This is a genomic window from Chryseomicrobium sp. FSL W7-1435, from assembly GCF_038595005.1.
GTDB lineage: Bacteria > Bacillota > Bacilli > Bacillales_A > Planococcaceae > Chryseomicrobium.
Genome location: NZ_CP151997.1, coordinates 951,884 through 977,038 on the forward strand (window position 1 = coordinate 951,884; position 25,155 = coordinate 977,038).

Here is a 25,155-nt window from a genome sequence, read left to right on the forward strand (position 1 = left end):
AGTTGTTTGCCTATCAAAGATAACGACGTTTTCCCAACGCTGCGTTATAAGCACTGGTGATTTTCTCAACAATATACAGCCTAAAAACCATATGCTACACTTGCCTAAACAGGCACATCCCAAGGAGGGGAACCCCCAATGCGCGCCATCTATTCAGTCGGCCTCGAAGGATCTCAAGGCCATATCGTCACCATCGAGGCAAGGATCCGTGAAGAAAAAGAATCCCTGGTCATTGTCGGACTGCCCGACGCCATCTTAAAAGAATCGCGTGAACGCGTATCGAGCGCTTTGAATGCCCTCAGTCTTGATCTCTCCACGACCAAAGTTACTATCCAGTTATTCCCATCCGACCGTCAAAAACAAGGCACCGGCTTTGACCTTGCCATGGCACTGGCCGTCATCGACCGGACAAAAAAACGCCCACTTCGAATCGGCAAAGAGACATGCGTCCTCGCGTCCATCAACCTGTATGGTGATTTAATGCCGTTCCACGGACTGCTTCCCTGCATCAATCAAGCCAGAAAACTAGGGTTTACCCGCATTATCGTGCCGGCCGGTCCCAACTATGCACTGCTGCCGAAAGACGATATCGAACTTGTCGAACTCGAGACGATCATCCAGACCCTCCAATACCTCGAAGGTCAACCGATCATGCGCTTAACAGAGACCGAACCGCTTCCAGAAATGACTGAAGACGATACCCATTCTGTGGACTTTTCCGCAATACGTGGACATGAAGAAGCAAAAAAGATACTCGAGATTGCAGCCGCTGGTGGCCACCACGTGCTGTTCACCGGACCACCAGGTTGCGGCAAGACGATGCTCGCAGACGCGTTCCACACCATTCTGCCAGACCTCACTGATCAAGAGGTACTCGATGTCCACAACACCTATCTTCTCGCAAAACACCACAGACCCATCTCTAAGCGCCCGCCCTACAGGCATCCACACCATTCCGCCTCCGCCATGTCCCTGATCGGTGGTGGCACCTACCCAAAACCTGGCGAGATTTCCCTCGCTGATAGGGGAGTATTGTTTCTTGATGAACTCGGTGAATTTTCACGCAAGACGCTCGACATGCTGCGACAACCAATGGAGAGTGGCGAAGTTGAAATCTCCCGCGTCAAACAAGCCGTCCGTTACCCAGCCAGCTTCATCTTGATCTCAGCCACAAACCCGTGTCCGTGCGGTTACCATGGATCCCGCCAACGGTACTGCAGCTGCAGCGCAAACCAAGTGCGCAACTACCAATTAAAAGCCTCTGGACCATTGAATGACCGTCTCGACTTTATCATGAGTTTGAAGAGCACCGGCATACAAGAAGAAACGCCAGGCGAAGACTCGCTCTCGATCCGCAGAAGGACGACCTCTGCACGTGTCATCCAGCATGAACGCTACAAAGGACGCTTCTTGAACGGCAATGCACCCTCTAAGCTGATTCTCGAAAACTGCCACGCGACAGAAGCACAACTCGACACCATCAACCAGGCGTGCTATGACAACAAATGGTCTAACCGTACTCAACTCAAATTGATTCGCATCGCCAGGACCATTTCTGATCTCGAAGGCATCGACTATCTTTCCGAACAAGCCATCGCATCCGCCATCCATTACCGCACCCTCATGCCCGTCGCCGCTGAATCGAATGTGGCGGAAGAAGGTGGAGAAGTGTAATTAATTGAGGGAGATGTCTTCCAGACAATCATCCCCCTACGAAAATTGAAGAGTGACCAAGTTAGTGAACAAGACGGTGACCAAGCTAGTGACTATACCAACGAAGAAAAAGAAGGCCATTTAGCGGGGCTAACACCGCTGCAACTAGCGCTGCCGGACAAACCAACCAGTCAGTATCAAAAGTATTACCTCAAGAAATCCCTCATCTAGTCGCGATGAGGGATTTTTTAATGCGTATTTTAATGCGTATTTTTTTAGGTGCCTGTCCCATAAACGATTCTGACATTCATGACTATTCAAGTGATATGCATGTCGAGGCCGCATCCCTATGTTGAGTATCGCATAATCATAAATTACATTGGAATATTTTGTGGGACAGGCACCTTTTGGAAATCGGTCCCAAAAGGTGCCACGGATTCATAGAAAAAGAGCTGAACGCAGTATTTATTTGAATATATATATCAAATGTCCGATCGGCACCATTTTTTTCTAGAGTAAACTCCTCATATAACTAAGCCTTCTTGTCTGTCAGTGGGGATCAATTTAGCTGAGAGCCGATCATTCACCATTCCCAGTCTTCAGGATACTCTCGACTATAACGCAAGTCGGTAGGATGACAGTTAAGTTTTTTTGCCGACGCCATAACATGATGATGCAAGTGATAATAGTCGTCAGGAAAATCTGCTAGGCGTTTGACAAGGATGCTTAACTGATTCACACGTCTCTCGGGTGTCATTTCTAGATGTGTGATGTTCAAATCATCTACATACATAGTCGTGAATCGATTGTATTTTCCCGGTGCATACGACTTGAAATAGCGTTTGGCATTCTTAAACTTATTTTCAGGAACAGTTTCCTCGAAACACTTCGCAATAGCGCTTTGGAATAATCGGACAGTCATCACTGTCGAATCCCATACATGTGTTTTCATCTTTTTTTCATACAGACGAATAAAATCGTCCAGCGTGAACATGATGAAAATCGCTTCAGGCCACAGCACTTCACACGTAAAGTACATATTCTTATCCGGACCGATCGTATTCAAAAATTTTCCGATGTCGCGACTGTACCCATTCGGAAGCGCAACTGCTCCTCGATCGCCCATCATCGCATGGCGCAGATCATAGCACACCCCTAACACACGAAGCCTACTCGCTTCATAATCATCGTATTCAAATTCTGTGCCCACCACAGCATGCAGCGCTTCATAAAGGTGCTCTAGCTCGTTGTAATCCCCAGCTAATCTGATTCCGGCATTGTGTTCTGTACTTTCCATTCTAAGCATTGTCTAATCCCCCATCGTTTTTACTTAGTATAGCAAAGTAAGGTGTAATGAGAAGCGGGGAGAAAGCGGCACTTGTGCACGAAGCAATTCAACGCAATTTACTCAAGGGAGTCAATGTAGCAAATGTAAATGCTATCTAATTGAGGTGAATTTTAAAAATGAAATAGAAATCAATTAGACCCACTGCGTACCGAGCAATCGGTGCGTATTTTTATTGTCTTTTACTAAAAATCAGTAAGCAATGGAAATAAATTGTATGCTACAATTTATTTAAAGAGTATTCAGAAAAGTGTGGTGATTACTGATGAAACTATTTGATGTCGTTCCAGAAAGGTTTTTTACTCTGCTAACTGGAAACAATAAAGAGGAAAGCAGTTCAACATCCACCAATGGGGAGACATCGATTACGGTGGCATATTGATTTTCGAACATTTAAAAAGAACATATTTCCCTACTATCCGACCACTCTTGATGGATGAATCAACGTTCCTAAATTATTCTCAATATGGCATGGCGTTTTCAAATGACTACGCCATCAAACTCGAGAGACTATTGTTTGATGATAGCTATTTGGAATGGCACGGGTTGATCCAACGAATGCTTGAAAAGAATCGGAGGGTGGAGCAGGAGAGTTTGGTGATGGAGGTCGAAGTGGAGTGAGTTTTAAGGTTTGTGAAAGGTATCGATACCTGTACACGGAACAAAACGATTTGAACTTAATAAACTAGTGTATAAAAGGATGTGCAAATCATGTCAAAGGACGAATCAAATTCTCCGGACTACATGCAGTACTTTAAAAATAAAGAAGAACACGATAAAATAATTCATTTTGTTGTAGATAATAAGCAACAGGAAAATACCTTGAAGCTGTTAAAAATTCTTCCACTTACCTCTAATTCAAAACTAGTTTTTACTGATGAAACTCGAGGAGTAATTGAGCTCAAAGATTATACGCTCCATTTTGCTGTGATTCCGAATGGCGATTTTGTTTACTACACAAAGAATAAGAAAACTGGCAGGAATGCAAATTACAGTAGAGCGGTATTGGATAGAGTGATATTTCAGTACTTGCAAAAATGGGGAGCAATAACTTCAGGAGAATCCTATTTAGAGTTTCTTACAAATAGATTGATAGAAACCATTTCTATTGAAAATTCAACAATTCAATTCGATTTAGATTATTTAACATTAGATATTGGATTGTCTATGAATTTAGAATTTGATGTTTTAGAAGGTGCAGCAACAATTGAGTGCTTCCTTAAAGAATCGTGGGATAATGACCCTCAGAAAGAAATAGACGAGCCAGTCGAAGTTGGTTCATTGTATTTTAAAATTTATAATTCAAGCGAATACTCACAATATTACCTTTGGCATGCTGCCGATGCTTCGTCGGGTGATGACCATGTCCTAATGTCCAATTTCATTGATGAGTATGAAAAAGAGATTCAATGGGGGATAAAGTTTTTAACTTTAGGTCGTATTCAAATTGACAAAGAATATAGAAGAGCTGGGTTAGGTAAACAAGCTTTAAGTGAGTTAAAAAATTCTGCTCCCTTCTAGACATTGACTATATTGTCTTGCAACCAGCACCCATAGAAGGAAGTATGGAATTGATGTCGGTTGAAAAACAAATTGCTATACAAATGCTTCAGAAATATTATGAGGATCAAGGTTTTAAAACGTATTCAAAACCTAAGCGTGAGCCTTTCCAAGTTTATTCTGTTAAATAATATATAAAGTGTTGTGGTCACTATTGGGAAGGAAATTCCATTTGGTGACAGGCACCAATTCATCAAAGGTACTATTTGAGCATTAATACAACCAAGTCAAATCATAAAGGTTGGGTGCGAGAAAAAAACCAATGTTTACTAATTCTTTTAAATCCACCATAAGAATAAGCTTGAGAGCCAGAAGGAAAGTCTCCAATTGATGAGTATAAAAACCCTTTGGAATTTCCATTGAAATCAAACAAAGGACGATAGGATTCAAAATAGACAAAAAAGTTTTCATCTGAGTGGACAACAGCTTTAATAGAAGTGTTGTTCACTGCTGGCATATAACTAGGACGGGTATAATACGCACGGTAATAACCCGGTTTACTCTTGTTTTCATTTAGTATGAGTTGGTTATTTTCTAGTTGTTCAATAATGGCGTACCGTGTGAATGCAAACCCTATGTAGTTCACGGGGGTCTGGATAAGGGGAGCAATGAGCAGAACAAAAGCAAGCGCTGCTAGTTGGATCACCATGGGACGCCAGATCAGAAACAGAATACTCACCATGGATAAGCCAAAGCATACGATAAACATGGCATAGGTCATTAAATCAAACAGGAACATATCAAAATTAAGCATTTTCAGGAAGCTATGTATAACCAGCAACGTACTACTGATAGTCACTAAACCGCGAATAAACTCCTTCATCGCACCCATCCTTCACACTTCATTTTGGACTTTTATTTTAAAACGATGGGGGTGTTAGAAAGTTCCAGGGGGATGTGTTGAAGCAGTAATGAAGGAATGATTTGATTTTTTGTGCTGTTTATCATTTGAAATTCAACTATTTCCAAAATCCCACATAATGGTATTATGAATTCAAAGACTAGTAGAATAGGGGTTTCTATATGGACGTAGAACAGAGAATATCTTCAAAACAAAAAGGTGATGTGACAGAAAGTAGAGTTGTCGAATTGATTACGCTTGGTTCGTTTGGTCAACTGACATGTTACACACCAAAATCTGATGATAATGGAATCGATTTGATCATTAATAAAAAAGGTGATTTTAAACCTATTTTCATCCAAGTGAAGAGTAGATTCAAATTACATAAGGGTAGACAATTTATTCAAAACATAGGGTTATCTACTTTTATAAGTCACGCTGCATTTTATATCGTGTTCATGCATTTTAATCAAGAGACGTTTGAAGTCGAGTGTGTCTGGTTGATTCCGTCTATTAAGTTTGAGGAATTAGCCTATTTAAAAAAGAGCGGTGAAAACTATAAATCATTCTATAGATTCTCAGCTAATCCCTATACGGATGGTAATCAGTGGTCCGAATTCCGAGTACCAAAAGAAGAACTAGGGCAGGAATTGCTCAAAATCATGGATTCGGAGTATGCAGGATTCTATTTTCAATAAGCTCCTGTAAAATTCTTAAATTTTAATAAGAGGGTTATAGATAACTGTAGGTCATAAAGCTGCTTTATACGGCTAGAAGCATCAAGAAAGGGTTTGATAAAGATGGAAACCATTCGTATACCCGCGGCTAGCTTCCATCCCCTCAGCACTTCCAGCAAAGGCGACCAGTCTAAATGGAACCTCGGCGACATCTGGGTCAAACAGGATGTACGTGGCTATGAGAGTGAAGCCGAAATGTTGGCATCTCTGCTTTTAGAAAACTCCACACTCCATAAAGAAGACTATGTGAGCTACCACCCTTGTAAAATTGAGCTCCCAAGTGGAGAAGTGACAAAAGGCTGCTATTCCTATGACTTTCGGGGACGATTACAAGAAGTGACGCTAGAGCGTTTGTTCGAAGCCAATTTTACATCGACGGATGCGATTTTAAATAACACTAACCTCTCCACTCACCAGAAATTTGAGGCAGTCTTCCAAAAAGTAGAAGAGTTCACAGGTCTAAACGTTAGGCTAGAGGTATCTCGACTACTAGCATTTGATGCACTCATTTTGAATGAAGACCGCCATACGAATAACATCGTATTTCTATATAACGCTTCGGAGGAAGAATGGCAACTGGCGCCCATTTTCGACAATGGACTGAGTTTGCTTTCCGATGTAAAAGATTACCCAGTTTCTCGACCAATCAGCATTCTCGTTCGGGAAGTAAAAGCAAAACCGTTTGCGTCTAGCTTTTCGAAGCAACTAGCGCTCTATGAGGGTCCGCCTTTTCTGCACAAAAAAGCGATTCTCTCCAAACTAGCTGAGACAACCTTACAAGATTCACAAGCAACTAAAGTACTGCTGAGCCAGCTGAAAAACCCAAAGCTCCAGCGATTGTTTCTAGACGAGGAGGATGCGCGATGATCAACTACTATAAGTTTGACGTCATGTGGATGGATCAAAAGATCGCATCGGTCGACCTAAGACCAAAAGGTGGAGGCGAGCCATACGTCATCAACTACATTACAAGCTTTAATAAACAATTCTCACCTACCATGGAAGGGCCTGTGAGCAAAGAAGAACTCCAGAAATGGGTGAAGTGGCGCGTCTTCCCAGAGACACGTGCCAATGCCGAGGAACTATTGCAATCACTCGGTCTTACTTCGTACAACCGGTGGGCTATTCTTCAAAAGACTCATGGCGTCATGGCAGATGATGAAATCTGGGTGCGCTTTGCAGGAGAGACCCTGATCCATCGCGACGTCTGTTTACGAAAGCATTTATATTATCCGGTTTGAATCAAGCGCCTAGACTCTAGGTGCTTTTTATTATGTCTTTTTTTCTAAGTGATAGGTATCACTTAACAACAACAAATTAAATCCGAAACAACTAGAAAATAATATTTTACTTTTAATCTAAATGTACTATGATGAATGAAAAGGATAAGAAAAAAGGAGGAATAAAAATAATGGGGAAATTCACACAGTTCTTGAAACGTCGATGGAGCTACATTGTAGTGGCATTGATTGCTCTGGTCATTGGAGCAAGCGCAGGGCCTTCTCAAACAGAAGTAGAGGCGAATGAAAGTGAAAGCCTGAAGATGCAAGAACAGCTAGAGGCACAGAATGCTGACTATGCTTCAACAATCGAATCACTTGAAGCAACGAACAAGGAATCTGCGAAGAAAATTGAGGAATTAGAAGCTAAAGTGAAAGAAGCCGAACCATTTTTCTTATTAGCAGAAGCTGAAAGAAAAGAAAAAGAGGCGGAACTGAAGAAAAAAGAAGAAGAAGAGAAAGCTAAAAAAGCTGCTGAAGAAGAGGCTATAGCTAAGGCAGAAGCGGAAGCAGAAGCAAAGGCAAAAGCCGAAGAAGAAGCAATCGCCAAAGCTGAGGAAGAGGCAAGGGCAGCAGAAGCTGCAGAAACACTCTCCCAGAAACAAGCGATCGGAATGGCTGAAGACTATTTAAATTACACTGCTTTTTCAAAAAGCGGATTGATCGAACAGTTGGAATATGAAGGTTTCAGCAATGCAGAAGCTACATATGCTGCGGACAAAATGAATACAGATTGGCGAGAACAGGCAGTGAAAATGGCTGAGGATTATCTCGACTACAGTTCATTTTCAAGAACCGGTTTGATTGAGCAATTGCAATATGAAGGCTTTAGTAGTGAAGATGCTACTTATGCAGTTGATGCGATAGGGCTTTAAATTTTAGCTGTTCACTATAATTCTTATAGAAAAAAGGAGAAACCTCGCCTCGGCGGGGTTTCTTTTGGTATTAATGGGTTTGTCTTTGTTGATTATGGGGCACTTTCTGTGTTTGGTCTTGCACTTTTGCAGCTTTCATCGCTCTAGCGGGGTTTTACATCGCTGAAATGCGAGAACAATAAGCTTTCGTCGCACTACCGGACTTTTGTGTCGCTGGATTTCCCGCTTTCATCGCTCTAGCAGAGGCTTTCGTCGCTAAATCTCAAGGATAAAGTTGTTTCGTCGCTCTAATAGAGCTTTACGGCGCTGTAATTCCTGTATTCGTTGCTATAACTAAGTTTTGCGTCGATGAAGGCTAGAACTTAGGGTCTTCGACATCAAAGCTTAAAACCTAGACCTTAATAGGTGGCATTGGAATCATTAGCAAGTACATTCTCTAAATCTAATTTAGGCTGTTAAACCAATTCCGTCACTAACTTCAGAATCCTATTTTTCTGCTCCATAAACCATCAAATTCAAATAGTTCCCAAAACCCACAAAATGGTATAATCAGTTTAATTATTCGTTCAACTTATGAATCGGCAGATAGCTACGAATTAGTATATATTTAACAACAAAAGGAGCCCTATTCATGCATCCAACTGGTTCATCACCATAACTCGTGGTTGCTATTTTGAGCTTCCTAGTTCAAGTTTTAACCTTGTGAAGAAGTTATTCAGATTACGATACCCGAAAGCTCTTCGTTTGATCAGTTTGATCTTATTGTTTGTACCTTCTATTTTCCCGTTAGAGAGAGGCGAGAGTATTGTGTTTTCCATCTCACGTTGACGCACTATCACAGCTTTTGCAATCTTGGCCAGCGGCCCACATGGATGAAACATGAAACGGTCGATCCACTCTTTTAGACGACGAGAAGCTTGTCCAGATGTAGTCGACTTCAATACAAATCGCATATGTTGTAATCCGTAATAGATGTCCTTGATGAACTCGTCTTCGCGAAGGCATGCCCGTGCGACCTCTAAGTCTGCATCGTCTAATTGTTCTGGACGACATGCTAGGGAACGATCTATTGTACGTACGTGATAGTGACGTTTAGTTTCATCCAGAAAACGCCGACGGCGTCGCAGCGCATCCGTAAAAAACTGGATCAGGTGGAAACGATCGAGCACATGGGTCGCATCTGGTATCACAGAATTTGTGGCCTTCGACATGGCTGGCGCAAAGTCACTGACTACTGTTTGAATAGAGCTCTTCACTTGAGAGAGAGCCAAAGAGATTGCAGCTTCATCTCTACCTTCAACTATCGAAAGGACGCACCCGGATTTCGCATCAAGGACCACTGTCGCGTAATGATGACCTTTGCGCGTAGCGAACTCATCGACCAAGACATGCCTTGCGGTTTTAGTCTCCAACTGGCGCGAAGCGTATTGATAGAACCACCTTTCAACGGTCGTGTACGGAACACCATACTCACGCGAGACATCAGAGATTGTCCTACCATGACAACGTTTTGCAATCTCCACTCTATAATGTCTGGTGGAAGAACGAACTAGGCCTAAGCCAAAGTCATGAACAAACGTGATACCACATTCTTTACAGACCTGGCGTGGGACATCTATCTCGATCCAGATCGTCCCTACGCCCCAGGCGTAGGAATGTCTAAAACGGCGACGTTCCTTTGAGTGGCGGACTGTCTGACTTGAACAGACAAGACATGAGACTGGACGGTTCAGCGTAGAAATTCGAAACACGTTTGGTTCGTTGTCGGATGACGGATGAATTGTAAAAAATGATGGAAGTGGAAGGACTAATTTGATAAACTGTTGGGACAAGGCGAAAACTCCTATCGTGGTTTGTCTAGACAACAATTACGATACAGGTGTTTTCGCTTTTTTTTTATTTATTTACATAATTAAGCTGTTCAAGTGTCAACCACGACTTATGGTGATGAACCATCCAACTTACAAATTTCCCAAAATGTATCACCAACTTCAAGATTTTGATGTTGAACTACAAAAACAGGGGTATTCCCTTGATGATCACTTTGGTCTCCGATTGAGCGAAGATTTCTCGCACTATCATAATACACCGCTAGATCTCGTCCCGTTTGGAGATATTGGTATGGATGGCGTACATTATGGTTTCTTGACGGACTTTGGGAGAGTAGAGAATTTAGAGGAAGCCTTTGTCGTACTCATTTCGCCCATGGATTCTGACGTTCCGCATAAAATCGTAGCAAGGAACTTTCGAGAGTTCTTGAACCTAGCTTGGACTGTGAAAGGAGCCCTTGACCTAGGATTTTAAGTGCCTGTCACCAGTTGGAACTAGATACCATTTGGTTACAGGCACCTTTTTCAAATTAAATAAGAGGCTGGGACAAAACATAGCCGATAATATAAAAAATGACCATCGAGATTGATTGATGGTCATTTTTTATGGGTTTTTCTAGTATGCGGCCAGAGTTTCTACACTCTGGCCGCATATTTTCTCAAGTTCACCGCCATAAGTGCCAATCCGATATCGTTCTCGACCTTTGGTCGAGTGCGAACGGAGGCACGAGTGAAACCCAAATTAGCTTTCAAGAATCCAAAAACTGGTTCCACGTCCGTCTTGCGACGGCGATAGATAGACCCGGTCTTTTCTTCTGAAAGCTTGGTTCTCACATATTCTTTTTGTTCTTCCCAGGTGACATTCACAGACATCGTGCGATTGGTTCCCTCGTGTGCCTTTGTACACTGTGATCGGAATGGACAACCGCCACAGTCTTCCGCTCGATATACTTTAAACTGGCGTTCGAAACCAGTCTTGTCTCTGCGTACGCTCAAATGGGAGAAGTTAAGACGTTTAGAGTTAGGGCATTCATAGGAATCCGTTGTTTCGTCATAGGTCCAATTCGCTGTCTGGAATGGGTTGTTTTTATAGGCCTTCTTCTGTTCTCGAAGATACTGACCATAAGTGATGAGTGGTGTCTTTTGGCGTTTCACTAGGATGTCGTTATAGTTCGGCTCGCTGCCATAACCCGCATCCGCCACGATATGTTCAGGAAGTTCGAAGAAATCATCTTCAATTTTGTCTAGGAAAGGAACCATCGTCTTCGAGTCACTTGGATTTGGGAATACTGCATAAGCCAGAGTATATTGATTTTCTGTTGCGATCTGTAAGTTGTAGCCAGGTTTCAATTGACCGTTCCTCATATAATCATCTTTCATCCGCATGAACGTGGCATCCTTGTCAGTCTTGGAATAACTGTTTCGCTCACCCATGATCCCCAGGTCGATCTCATAACGATGTTTTCGGACAAGCATGTCCTTGATCAGTTTTAGTAGCTTCTTTGGTTCTTTTCGTTCTGATCGTATCTTCTTTCGTTTAGCCACGTCTTCGGTGGACTCGATCTGCGCCGTCTTCTCGTGGACATGCTCTTCGAGCTTGTCCGCCATCAAGGACATCTGTTCAGCCGTGAGACCTTCCTCGACCTCTAGAGCAGGCATGATGTTGGCTTTGAAAAGTTCTTCATACATCTGCTTGGATTTCTCAGTCAGGCTTGTCAGATATTTTTCTACGGCTCGTTTCCAGACGAATGTGAACTTGTTTGCGTCCGCCTCGATCTTGGTCCCATCAATGAAGATCGCATCTTGATCGATCAGGTCTTCTGCCACAAGACGATTGCGGAACTGGATGAAACATTCTTTGATGAGTGCGTTCATTGCGGGTTGTACACGGAAACGGTTGATCGTACGATAACTGGGTTGGTGTCCTTGGGCAAGCCACATGATTCTTAGGCTGTCCTTTGTCAGGTCTTCGATCTTGCGACCGGAGAATGTGGATTGGGTGTATGCACAGAGAATGATCTTCAACATCATCTTTGGGTGATAAGCTGGACAACCATTGTCACGTCGAAATTCGTGGAAGGCTTCATCGGGGATAGTCTCGACCAGACGGTCGATAGAGAAGGCGATATCATCTTTTGATAACTTCATCTCGATATCTAGAGGTAACACTAGTTGATTCATGTTATAATTTTTAAACATAAGGACACTTCTTTCGATTTGGATTTTGTTGTGGTGACTCAATTCTATCAGAAGTTGTCCTTATTTTTGTACACAAAAACGCGCGCACAGCAGAATTTTCTGCCGTGCGCGTTTTTCAATTAGAGTCTAGGTTTTGTCCCAGCCTCTTATCATATTCATACTACTAATGAGCTTTGAAATCGATTCACAATTTGATTCACCCAGTAATTCTCTTCAAAATGATGAACATAATTAGGATCTTCTTGTAAACGATCTAGGAAACCAGATGTTTTAAGAGCTTTATCAGCATCTTCTCCCAATCTTTCCTTTAGCTTATCACGAATGAGAAAGACCAATTCCAAGTCAAGTTCGTTAAAAGTGTATTCATTCCATTTCAATTTCCTTCACCTCCACTAAGGTTAAGCAATCAAGTGCGTCTTCTGTATGAAATGACATTTGTGAGGCTTTTAGACTGTAAGGTCGAACTTCCTGGAGAAACTCTTCTTTAGTAATATTCCCGCTTTCCAGTTTTTTAACCAACATATTAGTTCGTCCATCAGCTAATGGACCAAAGACACTATCATACTCATGAAATAAAACGTTTTTCTTTCCCTCTACACGACAATTATAAATAAAATCAGCCCATTGAATATCAGGATATGAAAAAGAGTTGTTAAGTAAAACATCTAATTTGTTACTATTTAACTCGAAAACTATAACTACCGGTAGGCAGTCATTTGAATTTAAGCCTTCATCTTTTGCAGATCTTGCTCGTTTCTCAGCCCACTGTCTAGCCTGAGTATAATTATTTGTAACGTAGAAACCTTTTCCGAAATCTGTTGAATATCTACATTTCGTCAAATCGATTGAGTTCTGAATGAGAAGGCCATCTTTTTTAATTGTTCCATGATAACAAATTGAATAGTCTTTGACCGAGAAGTTCTGAATTGGAATCATAATTTACCTATTTTCAATAGTATTTACTATTTCTGCAGTAGATTTTAGAATAGTATATCATGTTTTAGTTGAAAATATAGACATAGTAAACTCCCTTTATAAGTAATGAAATTTGGTAGGTAAACGTATAGTTTGGTGGAAAATTAGTTATTAGATGAACTATAGATTGAATTAAGACCAACAAAGTAAACAATTCAAATCAATTACATCAATACCTCTTGAAAAGGTATACTAATCACAACAAATCCTCAGATTCGGGGTGACAAAATGGACTTTGAAAGAAAGTACCAAGCCCTTCTCGATGAAAATAAGCACCTGAAAATCCAACTTAATCAGTACAGACAGATTCTTCAGCAAAATAATTCGCTGCCAATCGAAACTACTAGGAACTCCAACTTCAACGAGATTAACACCACTAAGACCAAACACGAAGTCATCAACAAGCGACTCACAATCTACCAAAATCTTTTTAGAGGAAGAGATGACGTATTCGCTCTGCGCTGGGTTCGAGGTGACAAAGCCGGATATTCGCCTGCGAAGAATTCACAGGGTCATCTTTTACCACTAACAAAGGATGTACTCTTTGACCATCTTTCGGGCAAGCTAACAATCGGACTCTACCCGATACTTCCTGACAATAGCTGCTTTCTCTTAGCTTTTGATTTTGACAAGAAACACTGGAAAGATGATGTTGCAGCGTTCATTCAGGTGTTGAAGAACTACCAACTAAATTCTTTAGTTGAAATCTCGCAATCAGGAGAAGGATGTCATATTTGGCTATTCTTTTCCGAACGAATTCCAGCATCATGTGCCCGTCAATTAGGGAATAAATTGTTAAGGGAAGCAGCATATCTAAGACAAAAGAGTACTCTTCCTTCATATGATAGAATGTTTCCAACTCAAGATGTGGTAAATGAAAATGGACTTGGAAATCTAATTGCGCTCCCACTGCAAGGTGAAAAGCGCAAGGCCGGAAAAACGGTATTTGTAGACCGACACTTTCAGGTCGTTGAAGATCAGTGGAAGCACTTAGAACAAATCACGTGTTATTCACAACATCAGATTCAAAACATACTAGAACAACAATCTCCCAACAATCAAATGGAAGTGATTCAAGAGAGTGCAGAAGTAGTCCAGCGCGAAGGATTACACATCCCCAAGTACTGCCTAACACCGACACTCATAGAAAAGTTGACGACACTTTGCACTGTCAGCAACCCAGAATATTTTAAAGCGAAGTCCCAACGATTACCGACAGACCGGATTCCATCACGAATAAAAGCTTATTTAGAAAGTCCGACTACATTCGTGTTTCCTAGAGGCAAAGCGGATGAAATTCTTAATGAGATAGATATGCAGGTGAGTGTAAGAGATTTGAGAGAATACGGGAATCCCTTAGAAGTGGAATTTTTGGCAAGCCTATTTCCTCAACAACAGGAAGCACTCGATCATCTTAAAAAAGTGAACTGCGGTGTGTTGTCGGCAACGACGGGATTTGGAAAGACGGTTGTTGCCGCGGCACTTATTGCAGAACGAAAAGTGAGCACGTTGATTTTAGTGCATCGCAACCAATTGATTGATCAATGGAAAACTGCACTCACATCTTTTCTTTCTATAGAGAGTAAGGAGATTGGCCAAATTGGCGGTGGGAAAAATAAGCCGACGGGTCAAATTGATATTGCCACTATTCAAAGCATTCGTACGAGGGGCCTTGAATACCCATATGGTCAAATTATAGTAGATGAATGTCATCACATCTCAGCCTACTCATTTGAAGAAATTCTCAAAAGGCAACGAAGTGCATACGTTCATGGGTTGACTGCGACACCAGTCAGAAAAGATAAACTGCATCCCCTTATGTTCATGCAGTGTGGGCCAGTGGTCTTTAAAATTGATGCAAAACAACAAGCAACTATTCGCCAATTCCATCATATCCTTCATCCGATAAAGACCGACTTCAAAAGTCAGGGAGAAGGAAATGACATCCTTGACCAATTGATACACGATAATGCCCGCAACGAAATAATTTTCAATGATATTTTAAAGGCACTTGATCAAAAGCGAAACCCATTAGTCTTGACAGAACGTGTTGAGCACCTTCACATCTTAGTGACTAAGCTCAAATCGTTTACGAAAAACATCATCATTCTGACAGGTGCTTTGAGTAAAAAAGAACTTAAGCAACAATTTGAAAAGCTCGCTCAACTACCTGATCACGAAGAACGTATCATACTCGCTACTGGCAAGTATGCGGGAGAAGGGTTTGATAATCCGCGCTTAGACACCATCTTCTTGACGATGCCAGTCTCCTGGAAAGGAACACTTGCTCAATATGTAGGTCGACTTCACCGAGCATTTGAAGGAAAAGAATCCGTAGAAGTATACGATTATGTGGATCATAGAGAAGAGGCGTTTTTAAAAATGTATGAAAAGCGCCTGAAAGGATACAATTCCCTTGGTTATTCTACAGTAGAGGAAGCGAAAAAGGAGAAGAGTCAGATGCGGTTGTTTTAGGATGAACTACTGGTATTTAAGGTGACAGTCACCATTTGGGAGTAGATTCCATTTGGTGACTGTCACCATTTTTGAATAGCAATGGCTACTACTAGTGCACGAAACACAAACACCGGGGTGAGTTGTAAATCATTGCTAATTCATACAAAATGGCGTATTATATGTTTACTATCACTACTATGAACCGCATACTATGTTAAAAAGTAACATAGGTGGTGAGTACTAGTGGCAAGAAAGGGGTTGCGAAAAATGACAGCGATTGATTTGCCTGAAAGAGCTTCTCTAGTCGGTGAGCTAAATGATTCAAAAATTAGCAAGCGAAGAAATAAGCTTGATACACATGAGTTGAGAGGATTGGCTAATCGCAAGATTTTTTCAGATGCATCCGATTTTTTTCAGAATCTAAAAGTTGATGAAAATGACATTCCTAAAACTGATGATAGGGGCCATATCACTCTTGATCTTTCTAACGAAAAACATGTGAAATGGCTAGAGGATTAAACGATGACTAACAATCTTGTTCCAGGAGATGTTTATCGTTTGTATTTTACGAATGAACCACCAGAGCCGGGCGGTAAAGACCGCCCCGGTTTATTTTTGGGATTTAAAAATGAACAGAATATTTGGATAGTTTTAAAGGTTACCGGCAAAGAGTACCGTGATAAAAGAGTGAAAATCAATCATCCGTTAACTGGAGGAATCGGTCTTTCGAAAGATTCCTGGGCACAGTGTGATTGGTATCTTCTTCTACCAAGCAATGTGAGACTAGGTACATATTATGGTCGTTTACATCCACAAGATTTACAAAGAATAATGATGAGATTTCAGGACTTACATAGCAATTGAAATGTGAAATAGATCAGCATCCTATTGTGAATATTTTGGCATTCTGAACAGTCCATCTAAGGGCTGTTTTTTGATTTAAGCTGCCTGATTTAAGGTGACTGATTTAAGGTGCCTGTCACTATTTGGGAGTAGATTCCATTTGGTGACAGTCACCTTTTGGAAGTGAGTTCCATTTAGTGACAGGCACCATCTGGGTGTTGCTTCCAAATTGACATCCCCCAGTGTTTCAACTATGTTGAAAGCGAACGCACTAACCACTCAACCAGGAGGAACCAACATGACCAAAACCCCAGTAATCATCGACTGCGACCCAGGCATCGACGACGTCATGGCACTCTTGCTCGCCTTCGCATCGGACGAGCTCGATATTCGCCTCATCACTACAGAGCCGGGGAATCAAACGCAAGATAAGACCATCTACAACGCCCGAGCATTTGCAAGCTACATGAAGCAAAACATCGAAATTGCACGAGGTCTAGATGCACCATTCTTCCGTCAGCTAGCGGTAGCTGGATACGTTCACGGAGAGACAGGTCTTGGCAACTGGACTCTTCCCGAACCGACACTGCCAGAAAGTGACCGCACCGCAATTGAAGCGATGAAAGATGTCTTGATGACAAGTGAGGAACCGATTGTGTTGATTGCGACCGGACCACTGACAAACATCGCCGCACTGCTGTTTGCCCACCCGGAAGTAAAACCAAAGATCCGGTACATTTCCTATATGGGCGGTGCCGCAGTCGGAGGCAACACGACACCGACGACAGAGTTCAATGTCTTCGTTGATCCACATGCTGCAGACATTGTGTTCCGTTCCGGTGTGCCGATTGTCATGAGTGGTCTCGACCTGACACACAAATCCTTTGTGACGTTGGAGGAGATTGCTGAGATTGAAGCACTCGGCACAGAACTAGCCGAGCAAATCAGTTCATTGCTGAAATTTTATACCAGTTATGCGAAGCAGACACCGTTCCACGAAGAGAACTATGAAACTAACATTCGACTACACGATCTATGTGCGGTTTCTTATGTCGTAAGACCGGAGTTGTTCAAAGGAGACGATTACCATGTCGAAGTGGAAATCGAAGGTCGGCTGACGGCAGGTACGACGGTCGTCGATTATATGGAACGCACAGGCTTGCCGAAAAATGTGCATGTGTTACATACGGTGGACCGAGACGCATTCCGTGACCACTTTTTCGAAGCAATCAAGAAAATGGACCGCTATATTGAAAAGGTGCCTGTCAGCATTTTGGAGTAGATTCCATTTGGTGACAGGCACCTTTTTACCTTGGTAAGGAATTATTCCTTACTGAAGGCAGACCTTTTTTTTAATTTCATATTCATGAAAACGCTACCACTAAAAAAGACAAAAAAATAATAAAAATTCTCTTCCCTAATGGTCATTAGGTATGGTATTATCAGAACTAATTAAATTTTCTAATAATTTATCATATATTTTTTTACCCGTAACCTAACGATTGTTAGGTAAAAAATGAAGCGAGGGATGCACATGTCGACACGAGAAAAAATCAAAGAAGCCGCACTCCAGCTATTCGCCGAAAAAGGATTTGTAGGAATGACCATGAGCGAAATTGCAAAAGAAGTGGGCATCAAAGCTCCGTCAATATACGCATTTTATAAAAACAAACAAGATCTATTTCTCGAACTTTACAGCGATGTATTACGTGGCCACTCCACAATCGTAACCAAACAAGTAAATAAAGAAACACCAATCAAAGAACAGCTCTATACACTACTGAAATCAGTACTGGATTATCAGTTTGATACCGATCAAAAAAACAAAATTGTGATTCGTCTCATTTCGTTTCCACCCGACTTTCTAGAAAATGAGATTTTAGAGAAGTTCCAAGACTTTGAAACAAGCGAAAAAAAATACATAGAAGCACTGTTACAAGTCGGTATCGACCAACAAGAAGTGCTCGATCAAGATCTAACTACCATGTCAGAAACATTGCTCTGTCTCATGGATGGTCTCTTCTGGGAAATGCAACGACTCTCGAAGGAGCAGATGTATCAACGACTGGAACGCGTATTTACAGTGTATTGGTCAGGCATTGCCAAAAGGTAACTCTGGGGAAACCCATTGCACTACATAAATTGATAACTCGAAGGAGGAAAGAGAATGGAGACAAGTAGAGAAACAAAGTTAGTAACAGATTATGAGAGAGAGCCAGTTCCAGTAGAGAAGAGAAAAGGTTGGTTTCGATTATCAATTGTTTGGCTAGGGGCTATCATTGCCTTATCCGCCATTATTTTAGGTGGAACACTTGCAGGTGGAATGACCATCACACAAGCCATTACGGCATCCTTTATAGGAACATTTTTATTAGCCTGTCTAAGTGCTGCATGTGGAGTCGTTGGGGCTAAGACACATTTATCAACATCTTTAGTGTCAGCATTTGCACTCGGACGCTATGGCTCGTACGCAGTGTCCATCGTGCTAGCTATCGCTTTATTTGGCTGGTTCGGTGTCCAACTCGATTTATTTGGCCATAGTCTCGCACAGATTATGAACACATCATTTGGTGTAGAAATCAATCCTAAAATTCTTGTCGTCGTCGGCGGTATTTTAATGACAACAACTGCCGTCATCGGATATAAAGCTATTGAAAAACTAAGTTTAGTTGCTGTTCCATTACTCGGAATTTTAATTGTCGCATCTCTTATCAAAGTGGCATCAACAGGAGGTGGCATTCGAGAAAATCTTTTTGGGGAACCAATTTCATTAGGTGTTGCAGTTTCACTTATTATCGGCTCTCTAGCAGTTGGCGCCATCATCGGACCAGACATCTCTCGTTACGCTAAATCGCCAAAAGATGCAGTGATTTCATCCTTTGTCGGGTTTTTTGTAGGGTTCAGTTTAGTGTTGATTGCAGCAATCTTACTAGCAAAAGCTACAACACAAGTAGACATCATTGCCATCATGCTAGGTGTTGGATGGGGAACAGGAGCCATGCTCGTGTTGATCCTTGCGCAGTGGACGACAAACGACAACAACTTGTACTCCTCAGCACTAGGGTTTTCCGTCATCTTTAAACGCATGCCAAAGTATCAATTGACAATCATTGCAGGTGTCATTGGGACAGGAATGGCCATCGCCGGGATCTATGAAAACTTCATTCCGTTTCTAATATTCTTGAGCGCATTGATCCCTCCAATCGGCGGCATCTACGTGGCAGACTATTTTGTATCAAAATCGAAGTACAGTTTCGAGAATCTAGATACCATTCCGGCCCTTCAGCCTGTAAACATCGGTGTCTGGGTAGTCGCGTCATTTGCAGCATTCGCAACAACTCCAGCTCCGACCGGTTTTGGTTGGTTTACATTAACTGGCGCGTCAGGAATCGATGCATTTTTGATTGCGCTTGTGTTGCAAGGAATTGTCTCTAAAGTGATGCAACCGAAGGCATTACCTGCTTTAAAAACTGCGAAATAAAAGGAGAATCTATCATGAGGAAAATAGGAAAACAAGAAATCGAAGACATCTCCATTGGTGCAGCCTTGCTCGGAACAGGTGGAGGCGGAGACCCATACATTGGAAAACTGATGGCCCTTCAAGCAATTGAAGAGTTTGGTCCGATTACATTACTGGATGCAAATGAAGTGCCCGATGACGCGATTGTTGTCCCGACAGCTATGATGGGTGCGCCGACAGTGATGGTTGAAAAAATCCCAAGCGGTGAAGAAGCTACTATTGCCTTTGAATCGTTAAAAGATTTTTTAGGAAAAGACATTTATGCCACTATGCCGATCGAAGCAGGTGGAGTCAATTCCTTGTTGCCTTTTGCTTTAGCGGCGAAACAAGGACTTCCTGTTGTTGATGCAGACGGAATGGGAAGAGCGTTTCCTGAACTTCAAATGGTGACGTTTTATTTAGAAGGATTGTCAGCAACACCGATGATGCTAACCGATGAAAAAGGGAACGCACTTCTTTTAAATACAATTGATAGTGTGTGGGCGGAACGATTGGCTCGCGGGGCCACCATTGAAATGGGTGGATCTGTCATGCTTGCGATTTATCCGATGACGGGTGCGCAGTTGAAGAAGTCTTCCATCCAAGGGATTCTAACATTGGAGCAAGAAATTGGCCGAGCGATTCGTGAAGCAAAAGTAAAACAATATGATGCCATCGATGCTGTATTGGAATTGACTAGCGGACAGCGACTTTTCCAAGGGAAAGTGACGGATATCGACCGCAAGACGGAAACAGGGTTTGCTCGAGGAATTGCGAAGATTGAAGGGATCGGGGCAGATCAAGGCGACACACTCGAGCTGTTTTTCCAAAACGAGCATTTGCTAGCCAAAAAAGGCGAAAAAGTGGTCTGTATGACACCCGACTTGATTGCTGTTTTGGATGCGGATACTGGTATGCCGATCACTACGGAAGGCATGCGTTATGGGACGCGATGTGTCGTAGTCGGAATGCCGTGTCATTCGATGTGGCGTACTGAAAAAGGTGTGGCAACTGCGGGACCACGCTACTTTGGATATGAGTTTGATTATGTGCCGCTCGAACAGTTATCGGAGAAAGAGGTGACGTCTCAATGACAACCTATCGAATTGGAATTGATGTAGGGGGCACCCATACAGATGCGGTTTTATTAGATGAACAGTACAAGGTCATCGCAGAGATCAAGGAAGCGACAACACAAGATGTAAGTACCGGGATTTATAAGGCAGTCAACTATCTCCTTAAGACGTCCGATGTACCAAGAGATCAGATTCGCTATGCAATGTTAGGCACAACACATTGTACCAATGCAATTGTAGAGCGGAAGCGTTTGAACAAGGTAGCCGCTATTCGAATTGGGGTTCCGGCTACATTAGGTATCAAACCGCTTGTTGGTGTGCCGGATGATCTACGAGACATCCTTGGAAAACACGTATACTTGGTCCGTGGAGGGCACGAGTTCGATGGCCGAACAATTGTAGAATTAGACGAAGACCATCTGTATAAGATTGCGGAAGAAATTAAAGGCCAAGTGGACTCCGTAGCCATCACGTCTGTTTTCTCTCCTGTGTCGACAGATCATGAGGTGAGAGCACAACAAATCATGCAAGAAGTGCTGGGTGAAGATGTGGCCATTTCCCTTTCAAGCGAGATTGGCAGTGTCGGGTTACTTGAGCGAGAAAATGCCACGATTCTAAATGCAGCCGTGGTCAATGTCGCAAAAGCTACTGCAAATGGATTTATTCATGCGTTAAAAGAAGAAGGCGTTGATGCCCAAGTATTTTTTGGTCAAAATGATGGCACCTTGATGTCTGTCGAATATACAGTGAAGTATCCTATTCTGACAATTGCATGCGGCCCAACCAATAGTATCCGAGGCGCATCTTATCTGACCACTACAGCAGATGCACTTGTTGTAGATGTAGGGGGAACCACTACAGATATTGGCGTGTTGGCAAACTCTTTTCCAAGACAGTCATCTTTAGCTGTAGAGATTGGAGGCGTGCGGACAAATTTTCGTATGCCGGATATCACTTCGGTCGGTCTCGGTGGCGGCACAGTCGTAAGGGTAGATCCGGATGGGAAAGTTAAGCTCGGACCAGACAGCGTAGGCTACCGGTTGACTGAAGAGGCGCTTGTATTCGGAGGCAATACCTTGACGACGACGGATATCATCGTAGCAAAAGGGATGGCGAAAATTGGGGATCCAGCAAAAGTAGCGCATCTGTCAGCGACATTTGTAGAGGAGGTCTTTTCGCATATTACGGAAATGGTCGAAGCTGCAATTGATCGGATGAAGACATCGAGCGAGGATGTACCTGTTATCCTAGTGGGGGGCGGAAGTGTGTTAGTGCCCGACCAGCTCAAAGGAGCCTCTATCGTAATGCGTCCTGATCATTTTGGAGTGGCGAACGCTATTGGGTCGGCCATTTCTCAAGTAAGCGGTCAAATCGAGCGTATTTTTATGGTAGATGAGCTAGGCCGAGAGAAGACCATTCAGTTAGCAAAAGAACTTGCGATTCAAGAGGCTGTCGGAGCTGGTGCGAATCTAGAAACGATTGAGATTGTAGACTTCGAAGATATCCCGCTTGCGTATCTGCCTGGAAATGCAACAAAAATCAAGGTAAAAGCGGCAGGGGATTTGTAGACGGATAGTTATTTAGGTGGTATGTTTGCACCGAACTGTACTGGGTTACAGGGACGTTCTGAAAATTGATGCAACTGTAACCGTGTTTGCTTGAATCATGTTCACATTGAAAAACACCCTTACTGTCACTCGAATTAGCCAAGATCCTAATTCGATACAGGGGGTGTTTTTTTGTCTCATATTACGAAGTTTTTCTCTACTTCGTGGGAGAAAGATTCAGAAGAAAAACTTATGGGTTTTTGATGACTTTGATTTTGTCGGCTTTCACCCACGTGCTGGCTCCAAGGTCGTACCAACCATCCTTTGCAGCGTGGATACGATACGTCCCTTTTGTAACAGTGCGGTTGACGACAGTACCATTCGGTTGTGTATACGTCGTGATGGATGCGTCAACAACGGCATGGTGATTGTTGATAGCACCATAGGCATTGTGGATATACCCAGGACCTACATTATAGTACTTCGTGTTGTCTGCTGAGAATACAGCCTGATCATATACTTTGTACGTGTTTCCTACAGGAAGCGTGCCAATGATGCCGTAACCGACGTGTTGGAACAGGTTCGCTGTACTTCCACCATTCGGGTGTACGATTTTCACCACTGCCCATGTCCCATCGTATGTGTGATACGAGACCGGACTTGGATCGATTTGACCTGTGATGTATGGCATAGGGTCTACTGCTGTAGAGCTTCCTGAGCGCATCCCTTTATGTAGTTCGAAGTGGAGGTGTTGCCCTGTCGAGCTACCACTTGATCCCATTGTGCCAAGACGTTGCCCTTGAGAAACTTTTTGGCCGACGCTTACGCTGAGTGCGCCTTTTAGGTGTGCATACACCGTCTCAAAGACTTGTCCGTTTGCGGCGTTATGCGTGACGATGACATAATTTCCCCAACCTGAGTTACACGTGCTGCCGTAGAAACCTACATCCGCACACCCGTTGGCAGCGACTCGCACAGTACCAGCAGCTGATGCGTTAACCGCAACAGTACCAGATGTAGCAATGTCTATCCCATAGTGGTAAGTCCCCGTTGAGGCACGATAGCCAAAAGTGCTTGTATAGGAGCCTGCACTTGGCTTAACAAAAAACTGGGCTGCACTTGCTCCTGGCGTATTGAGTGTGACCACCAACGTCAACATGAGGGCCAGTGCTACAAGAATCTTCGTTAATTTATTCATTTCCATTTACCTCCTCTTGAATTACTTACATCCTATCAAAGGGAAATAAGGAAATAAATACATTCCTATAAAATAGAATAATTAGTAACGATGTAATAAAATTCCACTGAATAGTAAGATTCACTAAACTTGAAAAATGAAAATACTGTCATATTGAAATGTAAATTTTACTATTAATATTTTCGTGGAAAATTTAAAATTGAATTAGGTGCTTATTCCAGACAAGATTCAAAAATAGGTGCACTGTTCATTCAACAATTGTAAGGGGAAAGGAGTGGAGATACGGTGAAAATGATAAAGATTACACTTTTACTTTTGTACAGTCTCAGTGCCATTCTATTTTGGGGTATCCATCAAATGACTCCCGATCCAGGCACTACATCTGGAAACGGTAATCCAGGATTGTTACTTGCGGGGCTGTTGATTCCACTATTTATTATCTCAGTGGTAGTTTGGGTTCGTATTTTCCGCTCACGAACCATCAGCAATCGTGCTTATAAATTCAGCATAGTGGCCATAATCCTTCATTTAATTTCCGCACATCTTTATCGTCTAAGTGAGTTGATTGGATACCGAAGATATATTGAAGGGGTGCTATTTACTAAAGATGGAACTGTGGATATTGACTACGTTATGGCAATCACTTCAGGATTGAGCATTCACATTAACCACCTGAATTTTAGTGTGAACACCTTTTTTATGTTTATTAGTTTTACGATTTTGATTGCCTGTATAAATGTACTTGTGCAAAGATGGGAAAAAGAGTAGCCAATTGTAAGGTGTCACCATTTCTTTTCCGCTTTAAAAGATTCACCGGCATATCTACTAACTTGCATAGGAGGGTTCTCAATGAAAGAAACCAACTTCTCGATTTTGATCCAAGCATCAAAAACTCAAGTTTGGAAGACATTGTGGAACGATGAAACGTTTCAGGACTGGGCAGGTTTGATTGATGAAGGTACTTTTAAAAAGGGCGATCTAGTGGAAGGGAATGAGATGGAGTTCATTTCCGCTGTCAATGGCTACGGAGTAACGAGTAAAGTCGAAAAGCTGCTTCCGGAAGAGTATGTTTTGTTTAGGCATCGCGCGGATACACAAGGCAGTGGTGATGAAGCGCGGGAGCAATAATGGACAGGTCGTAAAGAGAGCTATTCTTTGAAAGAAGAAAGCGGTGTTACGGAACTAGTCCTGACGATGGATATCCCACCTGAACAACAAGAGACGTTCGCCGAGCGCGTTCC

26 protein-coding genes are annotated in these 25,155 nt (G+C 42.5%); 19 read left to right on the forward strand and 7 right to left on the reverse strand.

Going from position 1 to position 25,155, the window contains the following annotated elements:
• Window positions 1-138: 138 nt before the first annotated feature.
• Window positions 139-1,674 (forward strand): YifB family Mg chelatase-like AAA ATPase, encoded by a 1,536-nt coding sequence (locus MKY84_RS04955; RefSeq protein ID WP_342528193.1) that lies wholly within the window; start codon window positions 139-141, stop codon window positions 1,672-1,674.
• Between the two features lie 45 nt (window positions 1,675-1,719).
• Entirely contained in the window at window positions 1,720-1,884 is a 165-nt protein-coding gene (locus tag MKY84_RS04960; protein ID WP_342528194.1) for a hypothetical protein, read from the forward strand.
• Window positions 1,885-2,236: 352 nt separating this feature from the next.
• Here the strand turns inward: MKY84_RS04960 and MKY84_RS04965 are convergent, their stop codons facing one another.
• A complete protein-coding gene (locus MKY84_RS04965; protein WP_342528196.1) occupies window positions 2,237-2,959 on the reverse strand; it encodes a hypothetical protein in 723 nt (240 codons plus the stop codon).
• Window positions 2,960-3,340: 381 nt separating this feature from the next.
• Here MKY84_RS04965 and MKY84_RS04970 point away from each other — a divergent pair, with 381 nt between their 5' ends.
• Both MKY84_RS04970 and MKY84_RS04975 read left to right on the forward strand, forming a co-directional pair.
• Window positions 3,341-3,619 (forward strand): Wadjet anti-phage system protein JetD domain-containing protein, encoded by a 279-nt coding sequence (locus MKY84_RS04970; protein WP_342528852.1) that lies wholly within the window; start codon window positions 3,341-3,343, stop codon window positions 3,617-3,619.
• Window positions 3,620-3,709: 90 nt separating this feature from the next.
• Window positions 3,710-4,519, forward strand: coding sequence for a hypothetical protein (locus tag MKY84_RS04975; RefSeq protein WP_342528197.1), 810 nt, complete (start codon window positions 3,710-3,712; stop codon window positions 4,517-4,519).
• A 271-nt stretch (window positions 4,520-4,790) separates the two neighbouring features.
• Here the strand turns inward: MKY84_RS04975 and MKY84_RS04980 are convergent, their stop codons facing one another.
• The gene (locus MKY84_RS04980) at window positions 4,791-5,381 is read right to left on the reverse strand and encodes a hypothetical protein (RefSeq protein WP_342528198.1); all 591 of its coding nucleotides are present in this window, start codon (window positions 5,379-5,381) and stop codon (window positions 4,791-4,793) included.
• A gap of 200 nt (window positions 5,382-5,581) precedes the next feature.
• On the opposite strand from MKY84_RS04980, the gene MKY84_RS04985 reads away from it, so the two are divergent.
• The 4 genes from MKY84_RS04985 (at window position 5,582) to MKY84_RS05000 (ending at window position 8,291) form a co-directional block, all read left to right on the forward strand.
• Entirely contained in the window at window positions 5,582-6,097 is a 516-nt protein-coding gene (locus tag MKY84_RS04985; protein ID WP_342528200.1) for a hypothetical protein, read from the forward strand.
• Between the two features lie 102 nt (window positions 6,098-6,199).
• Window positions 6,200-7,003, forward strand: a complete 804-nt coding sequence (locus tag MKY84_RS04990) for a hypothetical protein (RefSeq protein WP_342528201.1) — start codon at window positions 6,200-6,202, stop codon at window positions 7,001-7,003.
• Window positions 7,000-7,377 (forward strand): hypothetical protein, encoded by a 378-nt coding sequence (locus MKY84_RS04995; RefSeq protein WP_342528202.1) that lies wholly within the window; start codon window positions 7,000-7,002, stop codon window positions 7,375-7,377. The genes MKY84_RS04990 and MKY84_RS04995 overlap by 4 nt, the downstream gene beginning before the upstream one ends.
• A 170-nt stretch (window positions 7,378-7,547) precedes the next feature.
• Window positions 7,548-8,291, forward strand: a complete 744-nt coding sequence (locus MKY84_RS05000; RefSeq protein ID WP_342528203.1) for an Ltp family lipoprotein — start codon at window positions 7,548-7,550, stop codon at window positions 8,289-8,291.
• Between the two features lie 668 nt (window positions 8,292-8,959).
• Here the strand turns inward: MKY84_RS05000 and MKY84_RS05005 are convergent.
• Window positions 8,960-10,042 carry an ISL3 family transposase gene (locus MKY84_RS05005; RefSeq protein ID WP_342528837.1) on the reverse strand — a complete coding sequence of 361 codons (1,083 nt, stop codon included), beginning with the start codon at window positions 10,040-10,042 and terminating at the stop codon, window positions 8,960-8,962.
• Window positions 10,043-10,238: 196 nt separating this feature from the next.
• On the opposite strand from MKY84_RS05005, the gene MKY84_RS05010 reads away from it, so the two are divergent.
• On the forward strand, window positions 10,239-10,595 hold the full coding sequence (locus MKY84_RS05010; protein ID WP_342528204.1) for a hypothetical protein: 357 nt from the start codon (window positions 10,239-10,241) through the stop codon (window positions 10,593-10,595).
• Between the two features lie 161 nt (window positions 10,596-10,756).
• On the opposite strand, the gene MKY84_RS05015 is transcribed toward MKY84_RS05010, so the two are convergent.
• The 3 genes from MKY84_RS05015 to MKY84_RS05025 all read right to left on the reverse strand — a co-directional run bounded on the left by MKY84_RS05015 (window position 10,757) and on the right by MKY84_RS05025 (window position 13,255).
• Window positions 10,757-12,319: an IS1182 family transposase gene (locus MKY84_RS05015; protein WP_342525129.1), complete on the reverse strand. Its 1,563-nt coding sequence runs from the start codon at window positions 12,317-12,319 to the stop codon at window positions 10,757-10,759.
• A 155-nt stretch (window positions 12,320-12,474) separates the two neighbouring features.
• Window positions 12,475-12,696: a hypothetical protein gene (locus MKY84_RS05020; RefSeq protein ID WP_342528205.1), complete on the reverse strand. Its 222-nt coding sequence runs from the start codon at window positions 12,694-12,696 to the stop codon at window positions 12,475-12,477.
• Entirely contained in the window at window positions 12,683-13,255 is a 573-nt protein-coding gene (locus MKY84_RS05025) for a DUF3990 domain-containing protein (protein ID WP_342528206.1), read from the reverse strand. The genes MKY84_RS05020 and MKY84_RS05025 overlap by 14 nt, the downstream gene beginning before the upstream one ends.
• 267 nt (window positions 13,256-13,522) lie before the next feature.
• Between MKY84_RS05025 and MKY84_RS05030 the strand changes: the two genes are divergently transcribed.
• The 8 genes from MKY84_RS05030 (at window position 13,523) to MKY84_RS05065 (ending at window position 22,737) form a co-directional block, all read left to right on the forward strand.
• Entirely contained in the window at window positions 13,523-15,769 is a 2,247-nt protein-coding gene (locus MKY84_RS05030) for a DEAD/DEAH box helicase family protein (RefSeq protein WP_342528208.1), read from the forward strand.
• Between the two features lie 249 nt (window positions 15,770-16,018).
• Entirely contained in the window at window positions 16,019-16,270 is a 252-nt protein-coding gene (locus tag MKY84_RS05035) for a hypothetical protein (RefSeq protein ID WP_342528209.1), read from the forward strand.
• 3 nt (window positions 16,271-16,273) lie between these two features.
• Entirely contained in the window at window positions 16,274-16,615 is a 342-nt protein-coding gene (locus MKY84_RS05040; protein ID WP_342528210.1) for a type II toxin-antitoxin system PemK/MazF family toxin, read from the forward strand.
• 277 nt (window positions 16,616-16,892) lie between these two features.
• Window positions 16,893-17,876, forward strand: a complete 984-nt coding sequence (locus MKY84_RS05045) for a nucleoside hydrolase (protein WP_342528211.1) — start codon at window positions 16,893-16,895, stop codon at window positions 17,874-17,876.
• Window positions 17,877-18,128: 252 nt separating this feature from the next.
• Window positions 18,129-18,707, forward strand: a complete 579-nt coding sequence (locus tag MKY84_RS05050) for a TetR/AcrR family transcriptional regulator (protein ID WP_342528213.1) — start codon at window positions 18,129-18,131, stop codon at window positions 18,705-18,707.
• A 54-nt stretch (window positions 18,708-18,761) separates the two neighbouring features.
• Entirely contained in the window at window positions 18,762-20,075 is a 1,314-nt protein-coding gene (locus MKY84_RS05055; RefSeq protein WP_342528214.1) for a cytosine permease, read from the forward strand.
• Between the two features lie 14 nt (window positions 20,076-20,089).
• On the forward strand, window positions 20,090-21,187 hold the full coding sequence (locus MKY84_RS05060) for a DUF917 domain-containing protein (protein ID WP_342528215.1): 1,098 nt from the start codon (window positions 20,090-20,092) through the stop codon (window positions 21,185-21,187).
• The gene (locus tag MKY84_RS05065) at window positions 21,184-22,737 is read left to right on the forward strand and encodes a hydantoinase/oxoprolinase family protein (protein ID WP_342528217.1); all 1,554 of its coding nucleotides are present in this window, start codon (window positions 21,184-21,186) and stop codon (window positions 22,735-22,737) included. Before MKY84_RS05060 ends, MKY84_RS05065 begins: the two co-directional genes overlap by 4 nt.
• Window positions 22,738-22,966: 229 nt before the next feature.
• Here MKY84_RS05065 and MKY84_RS05070 read toward each other — a convergent pair whose 3' ends face one another.
• Window positions 22,967-23,914, reverse strand: a complete 948-nt coding sequence (locus MKY84_RS05070; RefSeq protein ID WP_342528218.1) for a M23 family metallopeptidase — start codon at window positions 23,912-23,914, stop codon at window positions 22,967-22,969.
• A gap of 285 nt (window positions 23,915-24,199) precedes the next feature.
• Here MKY84_RS05070 and MKY84_RS05075 point away from each other — a divergent pair, with 285 nt between their 5' ends.
• The gene (locus MKY84_RS05075; protein WP_342528220.1) at window positions 24,200-24,682 is read left to right on the forward strand and encodes a hypothetical protein; all 483 of its coding nucleotides are present in this window, start codon (window positions 24,200-24,202) and stop codon (window positions 24,680-24,682) included.
• A gap of 81 nt (window positions 24,683-24,763) precedes the next feature.
• A complete protein-coding gene (locus tag MKY84_RS05080) occupies window positions 24,764-25,042 on the forward strand; it encodes a hypothetical protein (RefSeq protein WP_342528221.1) in 279 nt (92 codons plus the stop codon).
• The last annotated feature ends 113 nt before the right edge of the window (window positions 25,043-25,155 follow it).

Coding starts and splice junctions, on each gene's coding strand:
- MKY84_RS04965 (WP_342528196.1), bottom strand. CDS start 2,959: ATGCTTAGAATGGAAAGTACAGAACACAATGCCGGAATCAGATTAGCT.
- MKY84_RS05000 (WP_342528203.1), top strand. CDS start 7,548: ATGGGGAAATTCACACAGTTCTTGAAACGTCGATGGAGCTACATTGTA.
- MKY84_RS05050 (WP_342528213.1), top strand. CDS start 18,129: ATGTCGACACGAGAAAAAATCAAAGAAGCCGCACTCCAGCTATTCGCC.
- MKY84_RS05045 (WP_342528211.1), top strand. CDS start 16,893: ATGACCAAAACCCCAGTAATCATCGACTGCGACCCAGGCATCGACGAC.
- MKY84_RS04985 (WP_342528200.1), top strand. CDS start 5,582: ATGGACGTAGAACAGAGAATATCTTCAAAACAAAAAGGTGATGTGACA.
- MKY84_RS05070 (WP_342528218.1), bottom strand. CDS start 23,914: ATGAATAAATTAACGAAGATTCTTGTAGCACTGGCCCTCATGTTGACG.
- MKY84_RS05055 (WP_342528214.1), top strand. CDS start 18,762: ATGGAGACAAGTAGAGAAACAAAGTTAGTAACAGATTATGAGAGAGAG.
- MKY84_RS04955 (WP_342528193.1), top strand. CDS start 139: ATGCGCGCCATCTATTCAGTCGGCCTCGAAGGATCTCAAGGCCATATC.
- MKY84_RS05010 (WP_342528204.1), top strand. CDS start 10,239: ATGAACCATCCAACTTACAAATTTCCCAAAATGTATCACCAACTTCAA.
- MKY84_RS05035 (WP_342528209.1), top strand. CDS start 16,019: ATGACAGCGATTGATTTGCCTGAAAGAGCTTCTCTAGTCGGTGAGCTA.
- MKY84_RS04990 (WP_342528201.1), top strand. CDS start 6,200: ATGGAAACCATTCGTATACCCGCGGCTAGCTTCCATCCCCTCAGCACT.
- MKY84_RS05030 (WP_342528208.1), top strand. CDS start 13,523: ATGGACTTTGAAAGAAAGTACCAAGCCCTTCTCGATGAAAATAAGCAC.
- MKY84_RS05040 (WP_342528210.1), top strand. CDS start 16,274: ATGACTAACAATCTTGTTCCAGGAGATGTTTATCGTTTGTATTTTACG.
- MKY84_RS05080 (WP_342528221.1), top strand. CDS start 24,764: ATGAAAGAAACCAACTTCTCGATTTTGATCCAAGCATCAAAAACTCAA.
- MKY84_RS05065 (WP_342528217.1), top strand. CDS start 21,184: ATGACAACCTATCGAATTGGAATTGATGTAGGGGGCACCCATACAGAT.
- MKY84_RS05025 (WP_342528206.1), bottom strand. CDS start 13,255: ATGATTCCAATTCAGAACTTCTCGGTCAAAGACTATTCAATTTGTTAT.
- MKY84_RS04975 (WP_342528197.1), top strand. CDS start 3,710: ATGTCAAAGGACGAATCAAATTCTCCGGACTACATGCAGTACTTTAAA.
- MKY84_RS05015 (WP_342525129.1), bottom strand. CDS start 12,319: ATGTTTAAAAATTATAACATGAATCAACTAGTGTTACCTCTAGATATC.
- MKY84_RS05060 (WP_342528215.1), top strand. CDS start 20,090: ATGAGGAAAATAGGAAAACAAGAAATCGAAGACATCTCCATTGGTGCA.
- MKY84_RS04995 (WP_342528202.1), top strand. CDS start 7,000: ATGATCAACTACTATAAGTTTGACGTCATGTGGATGGATCAAAAGATC.
- MKY84_RS04980 (WP_342528198.1), bottom strand. CDS start 5,381: ATGAAGGAGTTTATTCGCGGTTTAGTGACTATCAGTAGTACGTTGCTG.